The sequence below is a fragment of the Streptococcus suis genome, assembly GCF_002964045.1.
GTDB lineage: Bacteria > Bacillota > Bacilli > Lactobacillales > Streptococcaceae > Streptococcus > Streptococcus suis_U.
This window is the reverse complement of sequence record NZ_POPB01000552.1, coordinates 1-349: the sequence shown is the minus strand read 5'-3', so window position 1 is coordinate 349 and position 349 is coordinate 1. Positions and strand designations below refer to the sequence as shown.

The window sequence follows — 349 nt, the reverse complement described above, 5'->3', positions numbered from 1 at the left end:
GGAACAACAGCCTGAGCAGCTGCAATAATAATCATAGAAGTCACAAAAAGCCCAACCAGCATCTGCCGATCTTTCACCTGCTCAAATACCTCTTTAACCGACATTTCTTCGCCTTTTTTGATTGGAACAAAATCCTCTCGAATATAAAAAACGGTCAGTAACACAACGATAGCATAAAGAAGTCCCACCAGCAAAAATACCGTATGTACGCCAAACATCTCTGCTAAGATACCACCTAGGGTCGGACCAATCAAATTACCCGCTACCGCACCTGTTGATAAGGTCCCCAGAGCATACCCCGTCTTATCCTTTGGAACCTGACTGGCAATCAAGGCAGTCGCATTGGGAA

At 45.0% G+C, this 349-nt stretch carries 1 protein-coding gene; it reads right to left on the bottom strand.

Translation table 11 applies throughout. The annotated features are described in order from the left end of the window. On the bottom strand, nt 1-349 hold a 349-nt coding region (locus tag C1E99_RS12645), incomplete at both ends, for an MFS transporter (RefSeq protein WP_153060248.1).